At 56.0% G+C, this 17,754-nt stretch carries 15 protein-coding genes and 1 pseudogene; 6 read left to right on the plus strand and 10 right to left on the minus strand.

From position 1 onward, the window contains the following. Positions 1–28 precede the first annotated feature (28 nt). From VSQ30_RS10490 to VSQ30_RS10510, 5 genes are all read right to left on the minus strand, one after another. Positions 29–691 (minus strand): potassium channel family protein, encoded by a 663-nt coding sequence (locus VSQ30_RS10490; RefSeq protein ID WP_334463936.1) that lies wholly within the window; start codon positions 689–691, stop codon positions 29–31. A 20-nt stretch (positions 692–711) separates the two neighbouring features. After that, positions 712–1,332: a potassium channel family protein gene (locus VSQ30_RS10495; RefSeq protein ID WP_160641980.1), complete on the minus strand. Its 621-nt coding sequence runs from the start codon at positions 1,330–1,332 to the stop codon at positions 712–714. A 10-nt stretch (positions 1,333–1,342) separates the two neighbouring features. Then, the gene (locus VSQ30_RS10500) at positions 1,343–1,864 is read right to left on the minus strand and encodes an SH3 domain-containing protein (RefSeq protein ID WP_160641981.1); all 522 of its coding nucleotides are present in this window, start codon (positions 1,862–1,864) and stop codon (positions 1,343–1,345) included. A 434-nt stretch (positions 1,865–2,298) separates the two neighbouring features. Next, on the minus strand, positions 2,299–5,964 hold the full coding sequence (nifJ, locus tag VSQ30_RS10505; protein ID WP_334463937.1) for a pyruvate:ferredoxin (flavodoxin) oxidoreductase: 3,666 nt from the start codon (positions 5,962–5,964) through the stop codon (positions 2,299–2,301). A gap of 235 nt (positions 5,965–6,199) precedes the next feature. Then, the gene (locus VSQ30_RS10510; RefSeq protein WP_334463938.1) at positions 6,200–6,442 is read right to left on the minus strand and encodes a hypothetical protein; all 243 of its coding nucleotides are present in this window, start codon (positions 6,440–6,442) and stop codon (positions 6,200–6,202) included. A 130-nt stretch (positions 6,443–6,572) separates the two neighbouring features. On the opposite strand from VSQ30_RS10510, the gene VSQ30_RS10515 reads away from it, so the two are divergent. Then, complete coding sequence (locus VSQ30_RS10515; protein ID WP_334463940.1) at positions 6,573–6,815, plus strand: helix-turn-helix domain-containing protein; 243 nt, start codon at positions 6,573–6,575, stop codon at positions 6,813–6,815. 26 nt (positions 6,816–6,841) lie between these two features. Continuing rightward, the gene (locus VSQ30_RS10520; protein ID WP_160641985.1) at positions 6,842–7,072 is read left to right on the plus strand and encodes a helix-turn-helix domain-containing protein; all 231 of its coding nucleotides are present in this window, start codon (positions 6,842–6,844) and stop codon (positions 7,070–7,072) included. Between the two features lie 52 nt (positions 7,073–7,124). Here VSQ30_RS10520 and VSQ30_RS10525 read toward each other — a convergent pair whose 3' ends face one another. Continuing rightward, positions 7,125–8,108 (minus strand): DUF3658 domain-containing protein, encoded by a 984-nt coding sequence (locus VSQ30_RS10525; protein ID WP_334463941.1) that lies wholly within the window; start codon positions 8,106–8,108, stop codon positions 7,125–7,127. Between the two features lie 193 nt (positions 8,109–8,301). On the opposite strand from VSQ30_RS10525, the gene VSQ30_RS10530 reads away from it, so the two are divergent. Both VSQ30_RS10530 and VSQ30_RS10535 read left to right on the plus strand, forming a co-directional pair. Then, complete coding sequence (locus tag VSQ30_RS10530) at positions 8,302–9,624, plus strand: hemolysin family protein (RefSeq protein WP_334463942.1); 1,323 nt, start codon at positions 8,302–8,304, stop codon at positions 9,622–9,624. A 219-nt stretch (positions 9,625–9,843) separates the two neighbouring features. Continuing rightward, positions 9,844–11,063, plus strand: a pseudogene (locus tag VSQ30_RS10535) (IS256 family transposase). A gap of 96 nt (positions 11,064–11,159) precedes the next feature. On the opposite strand, the gene VSQ30_RS10540 reads toward VSQ30_RS10535, so the two are convergent. Both VSQ30_RS10540 and VSQ30_RS10545 read right to left on the minus strand, forming a co-directional pair. Continuing rightward, complete coding sequence (locus VSQ30_RS10540) at positions 11,160–12,368, minus strand: MFS transporter (RefSeq protein ID WP_334463943.1); 1,209 nt, start codon at positions 12,366–12,368, stop codon at positions 11,160–11,162. Positions 12,369–12,456: 88 nt separating this feature from the next. Beyond that, positions 12,457–12,948: an MGMT family protein gene (locus VSQ30_RS10545; RefSeq protein ID WP_160641989.1), complete on the minus strand. Its 492-nt coding sequence runs from the start codon at positions 12,946–12,948 to the stop codon at positions 12,457–12,459. A 228-nt stretch (positions 12,949–13,176) separates the two neighbouring features. Here VSQ30_RS10545 and VSQ30_RS10550 point away from each other — a divergent pair, with 228 nt between their 5' ends. Beyond that, a complete protein-coding gene (locus VSQ30_RS10550; RefSeq protein ID WP_334463945.1) occupies positions 13,177–14,154 on the plus strand; it encodes a sugar phosphate isomerase/epimerase family protein in 978 nt (325 codons plus the stop codon). Positions 14,155–14,357: 203 nt separating this feature from the next. Here VSQ30_RS10550 and VSQ30_RS10555 read toward each other — a convergent pair whose 3' ends face one another. Both VSQ30_RS10555 and prmA read right to left on the minus strand, forming a co-directional pair. Further along, positions 14,358–15,014: a hypothetical protein gene (locus VSQ30_RS10555; RefSeq protein WP_334463947.1), complete on the minus strand. Its 657-nt coding sequence runs from the start codon at positions 15,012–15,014 to the stop codon at positions 14,358–14,360. 149 nt (positions 15,015–15,163) lie between these two features. Then, positions 15,164–16,090 (minus strand): 50S ribosomal protein L11 methyltransferase, encoded by a 927-nt coding sequence (gene prmA / locus VSQ30_RS10560; RefSeq protein ID WP_334463949.1) that lies wholly within the window; start codon positions 16,088–16,090, stop codon positions 15,164–15,166. A gap of 84 nt (positions 16,091–16,174) precedes the next feature. On the opposite strand from prmA, the gene VSQ30_RS10565 reads away from it, so the two are divergent. Continuing rightward, on the plus strand, positions 16,175–17,698 hold the full coding sequence (locus VSQ30_RS10565) for an oligosaccharide flippase family protein (protein ID WP_334463950.1): 1,524 nt from the start codon (positions 16,175–16,177) through the stop codon (positions 17,696–17,698). The last annotated feature ends 56 nt before the right edge of the window (positions 17,699–17,754 follow it).

Below are 17,754 nucleotides of genomic sequence, written 5' to 3' on the forward strand. Positions count from 1 at the left end.
GGGATCCTTTTTCTTATACAAATGTATTTTACTTTGTTTCTGAAAGCACTCTGCGCAGGGCTTTCTGGCTGCGCTCTTCGCTGACAGCCACCAGCTCGTCCCCAGGGTTCAGCACTGTTGCGCCGTTAGGGATAGTCAGTTCCCCCTGGCGGATGACGGAAATCACCAAAGCGCCTTTTGGCAGCTTCATATCCATCAGGCGCACCCCGGCCCAGGCTGTATCAGGACTTAACGTGATGGAGCTTATCTCCCCCTTGCCCTTATTCAGGCTGGCAATCAGGTGCATGTGGGCCATATCCGCCTCCTGCTCAATCATCTTTGTCAGGATATCCGTGCTGCTCACAATATTGTGGATGCCCAGCGCCCGGAATGTGCCGGCGTTGCGGGGATCGTTCACCCGCACAATTACCTTTTTCGCCCCAAAATGGTTCTGGGCCAGTTGGGCACACACCAGGTTATCCTGATCCACCCCTGTCACTGCCATCACGCAATCTGCGCCATAGGTGCCTGCCGCCTCTAATACAGGCACATGGGTGCCGTCTCCAGGGTAAATGGCAGCATCCAAAGCGTCCGCCAGTTCCCGGCAGCGTGCTCTGTCTTTCTCCACCAGCGTCACAGAATGCCTGCGCTCCAGCAGCGCCCGGGCCAGATTCCACCCAGCCTTGCCGCCGCCCACAATTACCATCTGCATGAGGGCTTCCTCCCTTTCGCCTAATCAATCACCCTGCTGTACACCACCAGATCCCCGGCCTCCAGCGCCAGCGGTTCCCCCTGGAAAAGCAGGAACCGCCCGCCTTTCTTAATCAGACCAAACAGGCCCTCCTCTGGGGCAGGCTCCAGGTGCGCTGTGGTGTGGCCTGCCATTTTCCGCTCCACCAAACGGGACTGCAAGGAGATAGTTGCCTCCCCAAAGGTGACCTGCCGGGCCTGGAAAGGGCTTATCAGCGCTGCCGCCAGCTTGTCCGCCGCCATGTTGGTAGGGCAGGCCGTAAGCAGGCCGGCCTTCTGGAAAATGCTCTCCCTGTCCGGATCGGAAATCCGCGCCACAACCTTGGGCACGCCAAAAACATCCTTGGCCATCTGCCCCACAGCAATATTCAGGTTGTCATCTGAGGTCACAGCCGCCACCGCGTCGCAGCCTTCAATGCCAGCCTGCCGCAGGGCATTCATGTCCATGGGAAAGCCCTGGGCTGTCACCCCCTGAAAACTATCGCTGAGCTGGGCCAGATTGTCCTCGCTCTCGTCCACAATGGACACGCTGTGGCCCAGTTCATCCAGCATCTGGGCAATCCGCCTGCCCAGCAGACCGCCTCCAACAATCAAAATATTCATAGCAAAAGCTTTACTCCCCGTCCTCGTCATCGCCGCCGGAAGATGCCAGAGAACTGTCCTCCTCCTTGGAAGAGGCAGAGTTATCCTTATCCTCGTCCTTGCCGCTGGTTTTGCTATCCTTGCCGGCTTCTTCTTTCAGCTTGTTATATTCGTCCAGGGTTACTTCCACCACCTCTACATATTCGGCAGAAACATAGGCCGCTTTGCCGTTATAGGAAACCTGGTACCAGCCGTCTTTTTCGTCCTCTACCAGCAATGCCAGCTTGGATCCGTTTTTAGCAAGGCCCAGTTTGTCCCCGTCAGTAGATCCCTTGGAGCGGACATTCAACCCGTCATCCGCTTTTACCTTTACAGCCTTTGCCATCTGCTCCGGCGTGGGGGAAGGTGACACAGCAATTGGCGTAACTGTGCTGCTGCCTGTCCCGGAACTGCTGGGCAAGCTGCTGTCATTCTTCTTGTCATCCTCCCCGCAGGCGGACAGCAGCGCCGCCGTCATGCATAAACCTAAAACCAGGCACATCCATCTTTTCATAAAACGCACTCCTCCCTTTGCCCGCGGCCAAGCTCCTGCCCTGCCGCGTGTTGCTATGCTTATTGTACCATAATTAGAAGAAAAGTCCAATGGTTTTTTTCTTTTTTTCATAAATCCCCATTCCTTCCCGCTAAAAAAGTTACCACCCCCATATAGGCAGGGCAGGAAAAAGCCCTTAAATTCTTTCCTGTTTATAGTTAACGCAGTTCAAAAGAGACAGAAACCCTCTTTTGAACCAGGTGGCTCAGCCGCTCAACTTGAAAATCGGGATGTACCGATTTTCAAGTGCGTTTACTATATTAGACGGCGGATGGGAAGCTTTGGCAACATGCCTTGAAAAAAATTTCCCCGGCAAAAAGCAGAGGGGCCTGTCCGGCGAACCAGACAAGCCCCTCTTTCAGGAAACATATAGATTTAAACGGGGATTTTTCCCATTATTCCGCCATCTTCTTCAGCTTCGCATACTTCTCCGCTGCATACTTCTCAGCGTTTGCGAACAGCGTCTCGGCGCGCTCCGGGAAGGAACGGGTCAGGCTGTTATAGCGCACTTCGCCCATGATAAAGTCGCGGTAGGAAGCGGAAGGCTCCTTGCTGTCGAGCTGGAAGGGGTTCTCCCCTGCGTCGGCCCGACGGGGATCGAAGCGGAAGTTATGCCAGTAGCCAGCAGCCACAGCCTTCTTCTCTTCCACCATGGAAACGCCCATGCCGCCCTTAATGCCATGGTTGATGCAGGGAGCGTAGGCCAGGATGATGGAGGGGCCATTGTAGCTCTCAGCCTCGGAGAAGGCTTTGATGCACTGGTTCATGTCGGCGCCCATGGCAACCTGGGCCACGTACACATAGCCATAGCTCATGGCGATAGCCGCCAGATCCTTCTTCTTCTGGGCCTTGCCAGTAGCGGCAAACTGGGCTACAGAGCCGCAGGGAGTGGACTTGCTGGCCTGTCCGCCGGTGTTGGAGTACACCTCGGTGTCGAACACCAGGATGTTGATGTTCTCGCCGGAAGCCAGGGCATGGTCAACGCCGCCGAAGCCGATATCATAGGCCCAGCCGTCGCCGCCCAGAATCCACATGGACTTCTTGGCAAGGTAATCCTTGTCCTTCAAAATCTCCAGAGCCAGGGTGCAGGCTTCGCAGTCGCAATACTTCTCGCCTGCGGCCTTGCGGGCCTGGGCATGTGCCAGGAACTCGGGAGCCTTGTCACCAAAGACTTCCTGAGCCTTGGGAGAGCTGGCAAAAGCGATGTTCTCGTCCACAGTCATCACGCCGTTCTCCAGGGCCGCGATATAAGCCTCGGCAGCGGGGCCGTTGGACTTGCTGTCCCACATGGTGTCCATCCAGGCTTTGGCGGCTTCCTTGATTTCGGGCACGCAATATTCAATGGCGCACAGCTTCTCGGTCAGCTCCTTGAGGCGGCCGCGCACGGCGTTCTGGGCCAGGGTCATGCCCAGGCCGAACTCGGCGTTGTCCTCAAACAGGGAGTTTTCCCAAGCGGGGCCGTGGCCCTTCTTGTTGACAGTGTAGGGAGTGGCAGGTGCGGAACCGCCCCAGATGGAAGAGCAGCCGGTAGCGTTGGCGATAAACATCTTGTCGCCAAAGAGCTGTGTGGCCAGCTTCGCATAGGGAGTCTCGCCGCAGCCGCCGCAGGCGCCGGAGAACTCCAGCAGGGGCTGCTTGAACTGGCTGCCCTTGACGGAAGTTTCCTTGAACTTCTCGGCAACAGCTTCCTTAACAGGCAGGTCGATAGCATAGTTGAACACAGCCTGCTGGGGACGTTGGGAGTCGATGGGAGCCATCTGCAGGGCTTTGGTCTTGGCGGGGCAGGTGGTCACGCAGGAGCCGCAGCCTGTGCAGTCCAGGGTGGAGATAACCATGGCAAAGTTCATGCCGGGCACGCCGGTCATGGGCTTGGAGAGGGTGCCCTCGGGCGCGTTCTTCAGTTCCTCATCGGTCATGGCGATGGGACGGATAACAGCATGGGGGCACACATAAGAGCACTGGTTGCACTGGATGCAGTTCTCGGGAATCCACTGGGGCACGTCCACAGCCACGCCGCGCTTCTCATAAGCAGCGGTGCCCTGGGGGCTGGTGCCGTCAGCATACTTCTCGAAGGTGGAAACCGGCAGATCCTTGCCGTGGAAGGAGTTCACAGGGAACACTACGTTGTTTACATAATCCACCAGCTCGGGACGGCCGCCGGTGGCAACCTTCTTCTGGCTGTCATCCACAGCGTCCTTCCAGGAAGCAGGCACGTCTACCTTCACATAACCAGTGGCGCCCCGATCGATAGCGTCGTGGTTCATCTTGACGACAGCCTCGCCCTTGCGGCCGTAAGACTTCTGGGCAGCGTCCTTCATATACTGGATGGCATCCTCAGCGGGGATGATCTTGGCGATGGAGAAGAACGCGGACTGGAGCACCGTGTTGGTGCGGGTGCCAAGCCCTAACTCCTTGCCAATGGCAAAAGCGTCGATGGTGTAGAAGTTGATCTCATTGTCAGCGATGAACTTCTTCACCTTGCCGGGTAGGCGGTCGTTCAGCTCTTCTGCATTCCAGGCGCAGTTGAGGAGGAAGCTGCCGCCCTTCTTCAGATCCTGCACCATGTCATAGGTCTCCAGGTATGCAGGGTTGGAGCAGGCCACAAAGTCCGCCTTGGAAATGTAATAGGTGGACTTGATGGGGGTGTGGCCGAAACGCAGGTGGGAAATGGTCAGGCCGCCGGACTTCTTGGAGTCATAGTCGAAGTAGCCCTGGGCATACATGTCGGTGTGGTCGCCGATAATCTTAATGGAGTTCTTGTTGGCGCCCACAGTGCCGTCAGAGCCAAGGCCCCAGAACTTGCAGGAGGTGGTGCCTGCAGGAGCGGTATCCGGATCTTCCTTCACATCCAGGGACAGATGGGTTACGTCATCCACAATGCCAATAGTGAAGCGCTTCTTAGGCTCGCTGCTCTCCATGTTGCGGTATACGGCAATGATGTCGCTGGGCTTGGTGTCCTTGCTGCCCAGGCCATAGCGGCCGGAGAGCACGGGGCACACGCCGAACTGGGTGCCGTTGATGGCAGCCAGCACGTCCAGGTACAGAGGCTCGCCGATGGAGCCAGGCTCCTTGGTGCGGTCCAGCACAGAGATGGTCTTAACCGTCTCTGGCAGCACGTCCAGCAGGTACTTTGCCACAAAGGGGCGGTACAGGTGAACCTTCACAAGGCCTACCTTCTCGCCGGCAGCCAGCAGGTAGTCGATGACTTCCTCAATGGTCTCGCAGGCGGAACCCATGGCGATGATAACCTTGTCGGCATCGGGAGCGCCATAATAGTTGAAGGGCTTATAGTTTGTGCCGATCTTCTCGTTGACCTTGTCCATGTAGTCAACAACAACCTGGGGCACTGCATCGTAATACTTGTTGCAAGCCTCGCGGGCCTGGAAGAAGATGTCGCCGTTCTGGGCCTGGCCGCGCAGCACAGGATGCTCGGGGTTCAGGGCATTGCGGCGGAAATCATTTACAGCGTCCCAGTCCAGCATCTCGCCCAGATCCTCATAGTCCCAGGTTTCGATCTTCTGCACTTCGTGGGAGGTACGGAAGCCGTCAAAGAAATGGAGGAAAGGCACTTTGCCCTTAATGGCGGCCAGGTGGGCCACAGCGCCCAGATCCATAACCTCCTGGGGGGAGTTGGCGCACAGCATGGCATAGCCGGTCTGGCGGCAGGCATACACGTCGGAGTGGTCGCCGAAGATGTTCAGGGCATGGGTAGCCACTGTACGGGCGGAGACGTGGATGACGCTGGGCAGCAGCTCGCCGGCGATTTTGTACATGTTGGGAATCATCAGCAGCAGGCCCTGGGATGCGGTGTAGGTGGTGGTCAGCGCGCCTGCGGCAAGGGAGCCGTGGACAGCGCCGGCAGCGCCAGCCTCAGACTGCATCTCTGTTACGCGCACCTCTCTGCCGAACAGGTTCTTCCGCCCGGCGGCGGCATACTTGTCGGTTTCGTCAGCCATCACGGAAGAGGGCGTGATGGGGTAGATGGCGGCAACGTCTGTAAAGGCATAAGAGACATGCGCGGCAGCGTTGTTGCCATCCATGGTTTTCATTTTTCTTGCCATAATAACGATTTCCTCCTTTTAGGATGATCGGAACTGCTCCATCGGGCATTTGGGCGCGACAAAACGCCGGGACATGCCCGTGTTGTTTTATTCTACCATTTTTTTCGAGTGCTGTAAAGGCAAAAATCAGCCTTTTGCAAAATTTTTACGGAAGGCTGCGGGGTTCATCCTGCCTGCCGCGCTTTTCCTCATTATTGCAGAAACAGGACGGCTTCCCCGCCCCCTCCCGCTTTGTTTACGGTTTCTTTTCCAAACTTTTCAAAATCCTCCGGCCTGCCTCCTGGGAAACGAGATCCGACAAAGCCGCCACATAGACGCACCCACAGAACCCGCACACCGCGCACAGCACCAAGCCGATGGCGCGAACCCTCCCGCGGCCATAGCCTTTGTCCTCCATAGCCTGGTTCATAGCTATGACAATCGTAATGTGGACTGCCAGCGCCAGTATCACCAGCGCAATTATAAAACCTGTGCTCATGTTCCTGTCCCCTTTCTGGAATAAAAATCTCCCAATTATCATAAACCATTTTGGTATCTATTGTCAATATGCCATTTTGTCATGTCTATACTTTCTGGTAAAGACCCAATACAAAAATGGGAGATGGACTATGCTTCAGAGGATAAAAGACTTACGGGAAGATCATGATTTATTCCAAAAAGACGTGGCGGCATACCTGCAATGCTCGCAGGTATGCTATTCCCGCTACGAACGCGGTGACCGTGAGATTCCTTTAAATGTGCTCATCAAATTGAGCCAGCTTTATAACACCAGCACAGACTATTTGTTGGGCCTCACCGATGAGCCAAAGCCTTACCCAAGAAGGCCCCCTAAAAAGACCTATCTGCCGTAAGACAGTTAAGGAGGGAGGGCGTATTTATGTACCAGAAGATTCGGGATTTGCGTGAAGATATGGACTTGAAGCAGCAGGCTTTAGCAACCTACCTCCACTGTACACAAGCTTGCTACTCAAATTATGAACTGGGCTATCGGGACATTCCTACAGAAGTGCTCATCAAACTCAGCGAATTTTACAACACCAGCGTGGATTACCTGCTGGAACTAACTGACGAGCCAAAGCCTTATCCCCGGAAAAAGCGCAGACGCTAAAAAGGGTGGCAGCTATGCTGCCACCCTTTTTATTTTGCAACAAATTTTAAGGTTAAGCCCATTTAAAAAAGGGCTTACAGGGTGTGGGACGCTCTCCCACGACTTTGCGCAAAATCCTGTGATAACCTGGCTCATCCTTCTCCGGCTGGGTGACAGCCTCCAAAAGGCCCGCCTGGATAAAGGCTTCTATGCGCCTGGCCACCCAGCCGTCGCCTATCCCCAGCCGGTATCTGCCCAGCACGCGCCCCACCACCACAGCCTCCTGGAATTCCCTGCCCTGAACCGCGATTTCCCGGGCAATAAAGGGGTCGTAAAACTCCTCCGGCACGCTTACCAGCCGCCCGTTCACCACTGCCCGCAGCGGCGCGTTTTCCTCCTGCAGCTCCCGCCAGCGGTTTTGGAGCATCCTGGCCCAGGCCGGGGAAAGCTTCCTCCCCTCCCCCGCCAGCCGCCCCCACTGGTGCGGCTCCGCCTCCGCCCAGGACTGGTACGCCGTCAGCGTCCCCGCTTCCCACTCCCTGCATGGCGGCAGGGGCACGCAGGTGCATGAGAGGCTTTCCAGTCCCAAAGGCCGGAGCTGTTCCAAGAGCCAGCAGAGGCCGCAGGCTTCGTCCGGGCTTCCGCTGGCCCACACCCGGAAAGGCTCTCCCAGGGCAGCCCGCTCCATAAGCCGCCTCAGGCTCTGCCGCCCTGTTTCCGCCATAGCCTGTGCCGCTTCCGCCCCTTCCGGGCAGGTTCCCAGAAGCTCTTTCAGCACCTGCTCCCGCTGGGGGCCTATGTCCTCTCCGGAAATGTCCCCCACGCTTTCGTACAGGGGGAAGCACAGCACGTCTCCAGGGCTTCCCTCCAGAGGCACAGCCTGTTCCCAGGCCCTGCGCTCTTGCTCCCGGGCCTGCTGTATTCGCGCACGCTGTTCCGCTTTTGTCAGGCCGTCTCCCCCGATAATGCCTATAACGTGGCTTTCTGTCACGCCTTTGCGGCCCAGGGCGCATTTCAGGCTTCCGGCGGCACTGTCGCTGAACACAACCTCCATCATGGCTGTTTCCCTCCTCTTAGCTCCGTTTATTAATTATTAGTATAGCATTTTTAACGGGCACAGGCAAGGAAAGCCGCGCTTTTTAAACAGTACATTATAACTCTTTTGCGGAGAAGCATTTGACAAACCCTGGCCTTTCCTGTAAAATAAACGCAAAGTAACTAAATTTCATCCCGAAAGGAGTTTCCTTTTCATGCCTCCCGAACCTGACGGTACGCTTGCCGTTTCCACTGTGCTCACAGTCTTATGCCTGCTGCTTGCCGCGCTGTACGCGGCGGGGGAATCTGCTGTGGGGTGCTTATCCCCCTCCCAGGTGAAAAAAGACGCTGAGTCCGGCGACAAAAAGTCTCAAACCCTCCTAAAGGTTTTGCAGGCCCAAAATGGCGCTGTTACCCCCTTGCAGCTAGGACTTTTCTTTTGCGGGCTTTTAGGGCTGAGCTTGTGCATCAGCGGCTTCTGGCCCCCGGCCCAAGAGGGCCTGCAGCCTTTGAAGCTGGCCCCTGTCCTCTCCTGCCTGCTGGTATCTCTGTGTTACATGCTGGTGTTTTTCCTCTTTGCCGATCTGCTCCCTAAAAAGAGCGCCCGCCACGGGGCTGAAAGCTTTTGTAAGCGCTGGGCCGGCCTTATCTGGGGGCTTTCCTGTCTGGCGCGGCCCCTGCTCCTGCTTTCCACCTGGATTGCAAACGGCCTTTTGCGCCTGTTCCACATCGATCCCCATGCCCTGGAGGACGCTATGACCGAGGAGGAAATCCTCCAGATGGTGGGCAAGGGCGAGGAGCGGGGCGTTATTGAGGAGACAGAAAAGGATATGATAGCCAATATACTGGACTTTAATGACACCACCGCCGGGGAAACCATGACACACCGCACAGACATTATTGCCGTGGAGGACACCGCCCCTATCCGGGAGCTGGTGGAAGCTGCCGTAGAGCATGGGTGTTCCCGCCTGCCGGTATACCATGAGGATATCGACTCTGTGGTGGGCATCTGCTATGCCAAGGATTTGCTGCCCTATGTGGGGGCAGACATCCCCCAGGGCCTCTCTCTTACAGATTTTATGCGCCCCGCCTACTTTATTCCGGAAACAAAGAAGTGCAGTTCCCTTTTCACAGAGATGACGGAACGCAAGGTGCAGATAGCCATTGTGGTGGACGAATACGGCGGTACGGCAGGGCTTATCACCCTGGAAGATCTGATGGAATCCATTGTGGGGAACATACAGGACGAGTATGACAATGAGGAGGACGAATTTTTCCGCCTCTCCGAGCGGGCCTTTACAGTGGACGGTTCTGCCGCCATTGACGAGGTGTCGGATTTGGCCGGGGTGGAGCTGCCCGAAGGAGACTATGACACCATCGCCGGGCTTGTAACAGAGTTGCTGGGCCGCATCCCCAAGGAAGGGGAGCGCCCCCAGGTGCAGGTAGCAGGGCTGACGGTTACCGTACTGAAAATTGAGGATCAGCGCCTTTCCCGGCTGCTGCTGGTAAAGGATCTTCCTGTCCCCCAGGAGAAATAGATGTCCGCTTAAAAGCTTAAAGGCAAGACAGACCATGGCGGTTTGTCTTGCCTTTTTAGTGCTGTGCAGCCTGCTATTAAAGTTATCAATAAAAGAACCGTTCAAAAGAAGCCTACTGATAAGGTAGAATAAGTTTCGCAAAAAGGAAAAGAGACATAGTTTGCAGAATTCTGGTAGAATGAAGTTACCACACACCATTCCTAAAGGAGACAGCAAACCATGTCTGAGAAGATTGTACAGCTAAACGAGGAAGTAATCAAGTGTCAGATCAAGGAACTTGTGCGAGGCAGCGTGGAGGAAACGCTGAACGAGCTGCTGGAGGCAGAGGCAGAGGTAGAGAAGTTGACCCAGGTGGCGCGGTACGAGCGCAATGAGCAGCGGCAGGGGTACCGCAGCGGCCACTACAGCCGTAATCTCACCACGACTTCCGGTGATGTCACCCTGAAGGTGCCCAAACTCAAGGGGATCTCTTTTGAGACTGCCATTATCGAGCGGTACCGCCGACGGGAGAGCAGTGTGGAGGAAGCGCTTATCGAGATGTATTTGGCTGGGGTGTCAGTCCGGCGGGTGGAGGATATCACCGAGGCGCTGTGGGGCAGCAAGGTATCTCCGGCCACCATCAGCGAACTGAACAAGAAAGCCTACGTCCATATCGAGGATTGGCGGAATCGGCCCTTGCAGGGCGGCAGATATCCCTACATTTATGTGGACGGGATCTATCTGCGGCGGAACTGGGGCGGAGAGTATGAAAATGTGGCAATCTTGGTGGCAATTGCGGTAAATGAGGATGGATACCGTGAGGTTTTGGGTGCCGCCGAGGGGATGAAGGAGGACAAGGCCAGTTGGGCCAGCTTCTTCCAATGGCTGCGTGGCCGCGGTCTGGACGGGGTCAAGCTGGTGGTTGGGGACAAGTGCCTGGGGATGCTGGAGGCTGTGGGAGAAGTGTTCCCGGAGGCCAAGTACCAGCGCTGTACGGTCCGCTTTTACCGCAATGTGTTCTCGGTAACACCTCGCTCCAAGGTAAAGCTGGTAGCCAAGAGATGCTCAAAAGATTTGCTTCGCAAACTTTGGCGATCCATGCTCAGGAGAGCAAAAAAGCCGCCCGGGAGAAGGCGAAAGCAGTTGTAGAGGAACTTCGTTCCATGAAACTGAAAGAAGCCGCCAAGAAGGTAGAAGATGGCATCGAAGAGACGCTTGCCTACTGCGATTTTCCCAGCGAACACTGGACGCGCATCCGCACCAATAATGTCATTGAACGGCTTAACAGGGAAATCCGCCGCCGCACCCGTGTGGTGGGCTGTTTCCCGGACGGAAACTCCGCCCTCATGCTGGTCTGTGCCAGGCTGCGCCATGTAGCCGGTACTCAGTGGGGCAGTAAGAGGTACATGAATATGAAGCACTTAGAGGCAAGCCTGGAAGGCGTCTCTATCGCTGGCTGACTTCTTTCCCACAGAACCTGCTTACTATTTTGCGAAAAACTCTTGACACTACCAGCCTACTGCTGCTGACGAAGAAAAGCGCTTTAAAAAATACGGTTATGCGGTCTTTTGAAAACGCCGGGAAAGAAGCAGGCACAGGATAAGCACCATGGGGAACAGGGCCGCTGCCAGCATACCGGCCTTCAAACCCCACTGCTCCCCGCGTCCCAGCCCCAGGGCGATGTCGCTTACAGCGCCTGTGAGGGCAGGGCCTAAGGAGCAGCCGATGTCCCCGCACACTGCCAGCACGCCAAACATGGCCGTGCCCCCTTTGGGATAGGCGGCGGCAGTGGCGCTGAGAACCCCAGGCCACATCAGGCTGATGGAAAACCCACACAGGGAACAGCACAGCAGGGAAACCAGGGGCGCGGAGAACAGGGCTGCCCCCAGATAGCACCCTGCGCAGAGGCAGGCGGTACACAGCAAGGCCCGGTTTAAATCCAGCTTTTCCCCCCAGATTCCGTAAATAGTGCGCCCAATCCCCATGAATACGGCGAAGAGGCAGGGGCCAAGCAGATCGCCCATGACCTTGGGCACCCCCAGGGCCTTTTCCGCAAAAAGGGAACTCCACTGGCTCATGGCCAGCTCGGAGGCCCCAGCGCAGAGCATAAGCACCATGGCGGTTATAAAAACGCCGGATCGGAACAGGGTTTTTAAGGGGGACTTTTCCTCCTCCGGCACAGTAGGCCGCAGGGGCACTGTGGCAAAGGCCACGCAGTTATAGGCAGGCAGCAAGGCCCAGAAAAGGGGCAGCACCCACCACAGCCCCTCTCCCAGCAGGCGCACTGCCAGGGTGGTCAGCAGCACCACTGCCACCTGGCCCCAGCAGTAGAAGGAGTGGAGCAGGCTCATTTTGGCGTCCTTGGCGTCTGAGGGCAGGGAGTCGATAATGGGGCTGATAATCACCTCTATCATACCGCCGCCAATGGCGCTGACCGCCGTGGCGATGGCAAGGCCCGCAAAGGGAGAAGGCAGCACCCGGGGCAGAAGCCCCAGCAGCGTAAGCCCTAAAGCGCTGCACACATGGGCCATGACAGCGGCGGCCCGGTAGCCCATTTTGTCGACAAAGCGCACGCACAGCAGGTCTACCAGGATTTGGGTGACAAAGTTAAAGAGGATCAGGGAGGAAATCATGGTGTAGGAAACGCCGAATTCCTTTTGGAAAATGACGAAAAGCAGGGGGCTTATGTTGTTGACAATCCCTTGGACAATGTATCCCCGGTAACAGGCCATCCGGGTGCTTTTATAGGAGATGGTTTCAGGCATAAAGGCAGTCCTTTCCCGGTCATTTTGAAGCATACTATTCTATTATAGTCAAAAACCGGAAATTTGGGAACTGCCTGGAGCCAGAAAATCAGGGGGCAAGCGCGGAGAAATCCACAAGGAAATCTTCAAAATTTTGTATATAATACCGGATATTCTTCCTCCCCCGCTGCAGAACCCTGTGGCCCTCTGCCTCCAGCTTTTCCTTCTGGGCCAACACGCCGCCAGGATATTTGGGGTTCAGCTCCCCATCGGCTTTCAAGGTGCGCCAGTAGGGCGTTTCGTCCCCCTGCCGCTGGAAGCTGGCCCAGGCCGCGATGGAAACAAAAATGCCCGCTGTAATAGGCTCGGTAAAGTCTGCACTGTTTATCCGGGCCAGGTGTTCCCGCAAAGCCCCCACTGTAGTGAGCCTGCCAAAGGGCACCAGCCGCATCAGGCGGTCATACTCCAGGGGCGGAGCGAAAAACATGTTGTCCCCGCCATACTTCTCAATGCTTTTCCGGTCTGTAAGCTTCTGGAATTTGGGCATGTCCTTGCTGTCCTGCAGCATGGCGTTAAAATCTTTTTTATCCTCGTTTGCCAATTTGCATCGCCTCCATCACCAGTATACCCCTCTTTTAGCAGCAGTGCAATGAGGCTGTTTTCTTTATTTTGCATCTGCTGGAACCTGCGAGTCGAAAATATTTGTGCGGGCTGGAAGGTTTTTTCAAAAATGGGATTGCTTTTTTTGGTGGGAATCTATATAATAAAACTAAATAGGACAGAGAAAGCTTTCTGCCCCATCATAAAACAATAAGGAGTGTACCGCGTTATGAAATTAGGCGTACTCACGAACGTCATCGGCTCCACCCCCCTTAAGGAGGCCTTGGCCTATCTGAAGGGCCTAGGCGCCCAGATGGTAGAGATCGGCTGCGGCGGTTATCCCGGCAAGCAGCACTGCGATCCCGGCGTGCTGCTGCACGACGAAGCCAAGTTCAATGAATTTGTAGAAACTATCAAGGAGTCTGGCTTGGAGATCAGCGCTTTAAGCTGCCATGGCAACCCTGTGCATCCTAACAAGGAAATTGCCAAGCAGTTTGACGACGATCTGCACAACGCCATTCTCATGGCCGAGAAGCTGGGCATCCACCAGATCAACACCTTCTCTGGCTGCCCTGGCGACTGCCCCGAGTCCAAGAACCCCAACTGGATCGTGTGCAACTGGCCCACCGAGTATCCCGAAACCCTGGAGTGGCAGTGGAACGAAGTCCTCATTCCCTATTGGAAAGATTTCGTAGCCTTCGCAAAAGAGCACGGTGTGAACAAAATCGCTTTGGAAATGCACCAGGGCTTCTGCGTCCACAATACCCGCACCCTGCTCCGCCTCCGTGAGGCTGTCGGCCCCGAAATCGGCGCCAACCTGGATCCCAGCCACCTGTTCTGGCAGGGTATGGATCCCCTGAAGGTTATCCGCGCCCTGGGCGGCGAAGCCATCTTCCATGTACATGCCAAGGACGCTATCATCGACAACATCAACAGCCCTGTAAACGGCAACCTGGATACTTTGTCCTATGCCGACATGAGCAAGCGCTCCTGGATCTTCCGCAGCATCGGCTATGGCCACGACGAGCTGTTCTGGAAGGAGTTCTGCAGCCAGCTCCGCCTGGTGGGCTATGACTATGTGCTGTCCATCGAGCACGAGGACGCCATGCTGAGCACCAACGAGGGCTTGGTTAAGGCCTGCGATGTGTTGAAGCGCGCTATCCCCTTTGAGGATACGGCGGACATGAGCAAGCTGCACTGGGTTTAATGTTCTAAAACAACCGGACAGGCTATAGGCCCCGCCCGGCGATCTTTTGGATGAGTTGCGAAAAGTCGCATAGAGCGAGTAGGGCGGCATGGCATTTAGGCTGTGCCGCCTTTTTGTATACCGAAAACCACTCTCCCAGCGAGTGGTTTGTTATAGACAAAAAGGCTGCGCTCCTCTTAGTGGGGCGCGGCCTTTTCCTTTGTTTAAGACACCTTCCGGCTGGTTAACAGGTTCAGCGCAGATTCCACCTCTGCGGCAGCGCTTTGCTGTTCCTTTTTGTAAGCCTCCCGTTGGCGGAACGTTTCCCGGACTTTGCCTGTCATCTCATACAGCTTGTCCAGCGTGGGGCACCGGGAAATATTGGCGTGGGTAAAGAATTCGTTCCATCTGGAGATAGCCGGATCAAGCCCTATAGGCTCGGCCATAACCGGAACAATCTCCTTTAGACTAACAATGCTTATATTAAACTCGTTTACCCCAATCGTTTCCCGCATTTCCTCCTCTGTAATCATCCCCATCTCCCGCATTGTGTCCAGAGCATAGATCCTGTCCATGACAGAAAGCTGTCCGGAGAAATTCCGGCGCAGGAACGCGCGGTTTTCCTCTGTATCTCCTTTGCTTTCCGGCAGGTAGCGCTGGGGCTGCACAGCCTTCCAGGCATAATAGTCCTGCATTAGCTGCTCTTTTGGGTTCGACGCCGCATATTTTACCGTACCGTCCACGTTGCGCATCAAATCCATGAAGGTGACACCGGACAGGTTTTCCCAATCCCTCATGCGGTTGAAGCCCGCCTTGGCAACGCCGGAACACAGGGAATATACATCCCACATCCGCTGGGAAAGGAAACTGAGGTCGATCATACTAAAAACTCCTTTTGGCGCGATCCTCGCAAGTTATTGTATCCTTATCTACTCTATCGGCACCAAAGCTGGAAAAATAAGAGAACCCGGGAAACCGTTGGATCCCGGGTTTACGCTTGGAACAGCACTGCAAAAGCCTGCCTGGCTCCTCAGGCATTCAGGCGCAGGGCCATAGCCACCCAGCCCTTTTCCTCTCGGCGCTCCAGCACGGTGAAGCGGCCGGAAAGTGCGTCCAGCACATCCTGCTCCCGGGTGTCGATAATGCCGCTGACAATATACACGCTGTCCAGGGTGAGGAACCGGGGGGCATCCTGGCTTAGCAGGATGACAATATCCGCCACAATATTTGCCGCCGCTACCTGGAATTTCCCTGTCACCTTCTCCCCCAGGTTGCCGCAAATCCCGGTAAAGCGTTCTCCCACGCCGTTTACCCTGGCATTCTCCACAGCAGTTTTCACAGCCAGGGGGTCAATATCTACACCCACCGCAGACTTTGCCCCCAAAAGCAAGGCTGCCACAGATAATATGCCGCTGCCACAGCCCATGTCCAGGAAGCCTGTGCCGGGGGACACATACTTCTCCAGCAGCTCCAGGCACAGGCGGGTGGTTTCATGGGTGCCGGTGCCAAAGGCCAGGCCTGGCTCCAGATGCAGCACAGTGCGGCCCTGGGGATCGTATTCCTCTTCCCACAGGGGACGGATCAGCAGTTTTTCCCCCACAGGCATGGGCTTGAAATATTTTTTCCAATTATTAAGCCAGTCCTCCTCCCGGCAGGCCCCCTGGCTTATCTCGCAGGGGATGCCCACCGCTTCATAGCGCTCCCGCAAAAAGGACACTGCCTCCGCCGGATTTTCCTCCGGGCTGATATAGACATGGATAATGGCTGTGTCCCTGTCCTTTTGCAGCAGCTCTTCGTCTATTAAATCTATGTGGGCAATCTCCATGGCTTCCTCTTCTAAATGGGAGTAGTCCTCCATATAAATGCCATAGGGCACCACCATGTTGGCAATGTCCCCGGCCCTTTCTGCCTCTGGGGCCGGGATTTTTATCTGTATCTCTGTCCAGTTGCTGTCCATGCGCATTCCTGCCTTTCTTTTTTTCTCATTATACACGATTTTCCTGTTTTTTCAACTGCCTGCCGAAAGGAGCGCTGCTGTCCTATGACCAAAGCTGCCAAACGGAAATTTTTTATACAGGGCGCTGTGCTCACGGCTGTGTCCCTGTTCCTGCGGGTTACCAATATGGGCTACCGGGCCTATCTGTCCCAAAAAATCGGTTCGGCAGGCATGGGGCTTTACCAGCTTATCCTCTCTGTGTTCCTGCTGGCAGTCACCTTGTCCACCTCCGGCATCAGCCTGGCTGTGACCCGCATGGTGTCTGCCGCTATTGCCACAGAAAAGCGGGAAACCCTCCGCTCCCTGGTGGCCCGGTGCTTTGCCTTCTGCCTTTCCCTGAGCCTGGGCATTGCCCTGCTGCTCTTTTTTACCGCCGATTTTGCCGCCGCCGCGTTTCTGGGGAACCCCCAGGCCGCTCCCTGCCTGCGGATTTTAGGAATTGGCTTGCCTTTTATGTCTCTGTGTACCTGCATGAAGGGATATTTTCTGGCAGTGGACGAATCCCTTTCCACTGCCGCCTCTGACACGCTGGAGCAAATCCTTACCATCTGCGCTACGGTGCTGCTGTTCTGGAAGTTTACCCCCCAGGGCATTGAGGCGGCCTGCATGGCGGCTATGGCTGCTTCCACCCTGGGGGAGGCGGTGTCTTTCCTCACAAGCTGGTGGGCTTACCGCCGGAGTCTCAGGCGGCACACCCCTGCCAGACGGGAAAAAAGCCGCGGCGTGCTCCATGGCCTTGCCCACATCGCCCTGCCCTGCACCCTCAGCTCCGCTGCCCGCAGCTTACTCAATACCGGGGAAAACCTGCTTATCCCCCGGCAGCTACAGGCATACGGGATGGGGTATCAGGTGTCCCTTTCCCAATATGGCCTGCTCCAGGGCATGGCAATGCCTATGCTCTATTTCCCCTCTTCCTTCCTGGCTTCCTTCGCTTCCCTGCTTATCCCGCAAATTGCCAGGGAACGGGAGCTTGACCACAAGCGCGCTGTAGCATACATATCCGGCAAGGCAGTGCGCAGCGCCTTAGCCTACGGGATGTTCTTTGCGGTGCTGTTCGCGGTTTTCGGGGATGACTGGGGCCGCGCCTTCTATCACAGCAAAAGCGCCGGGGCTTATCTACAGGTGCTCTCCCCCATTGTGCCCCTCATCTATCTGGATGTGGTGGTGGACAGCCTTTTGAAAGGGCTTGACGAGCAGCTTAACTCCATGAAATATAATTTTGCCGACTCCTTCCTGCGGGTGACGCTGGTGCTTCTTCTTTTAAGCCGCCTGGGCATGGAAAGCTATGTGGGCATCCTCTTTTTCAGCACGATATTCAACGCTGCCCTGAGCCTGCGCCGGCTGATGAAAGTCAGCGCCCTGCGGCTCTCCCTGTGGACGCATGTAGCCCTGCCCCTTGCCTGGGCCGTAGCCTGCGTGCTTCTGGGAGAATGGGCCATGGCCCGGCTGGCCTTGGAAAGCCCCTTCCTTCTTATCGGCCTGGAAACCTTTTTCTGCGGCGGGCTGTTTGCGGCAGGATATGGGTCCATCTGCCGCTGGGAGAAAAAAAGGATGGAAGGGAAAGGGTAATGGCGGGGGTGTGCCTCTGCCACTTGCAGCGGAAAGGAATTCGGGGTATAATGAGA

Source organism: Acutalibacter sp. JLR.KK004 (assembly GCF_036941085.1).
Lineage (GTDB): Bacteria > Bacillota > Clostridia > Oscillospirales > Acutalibacteraceae > Acutalibacter.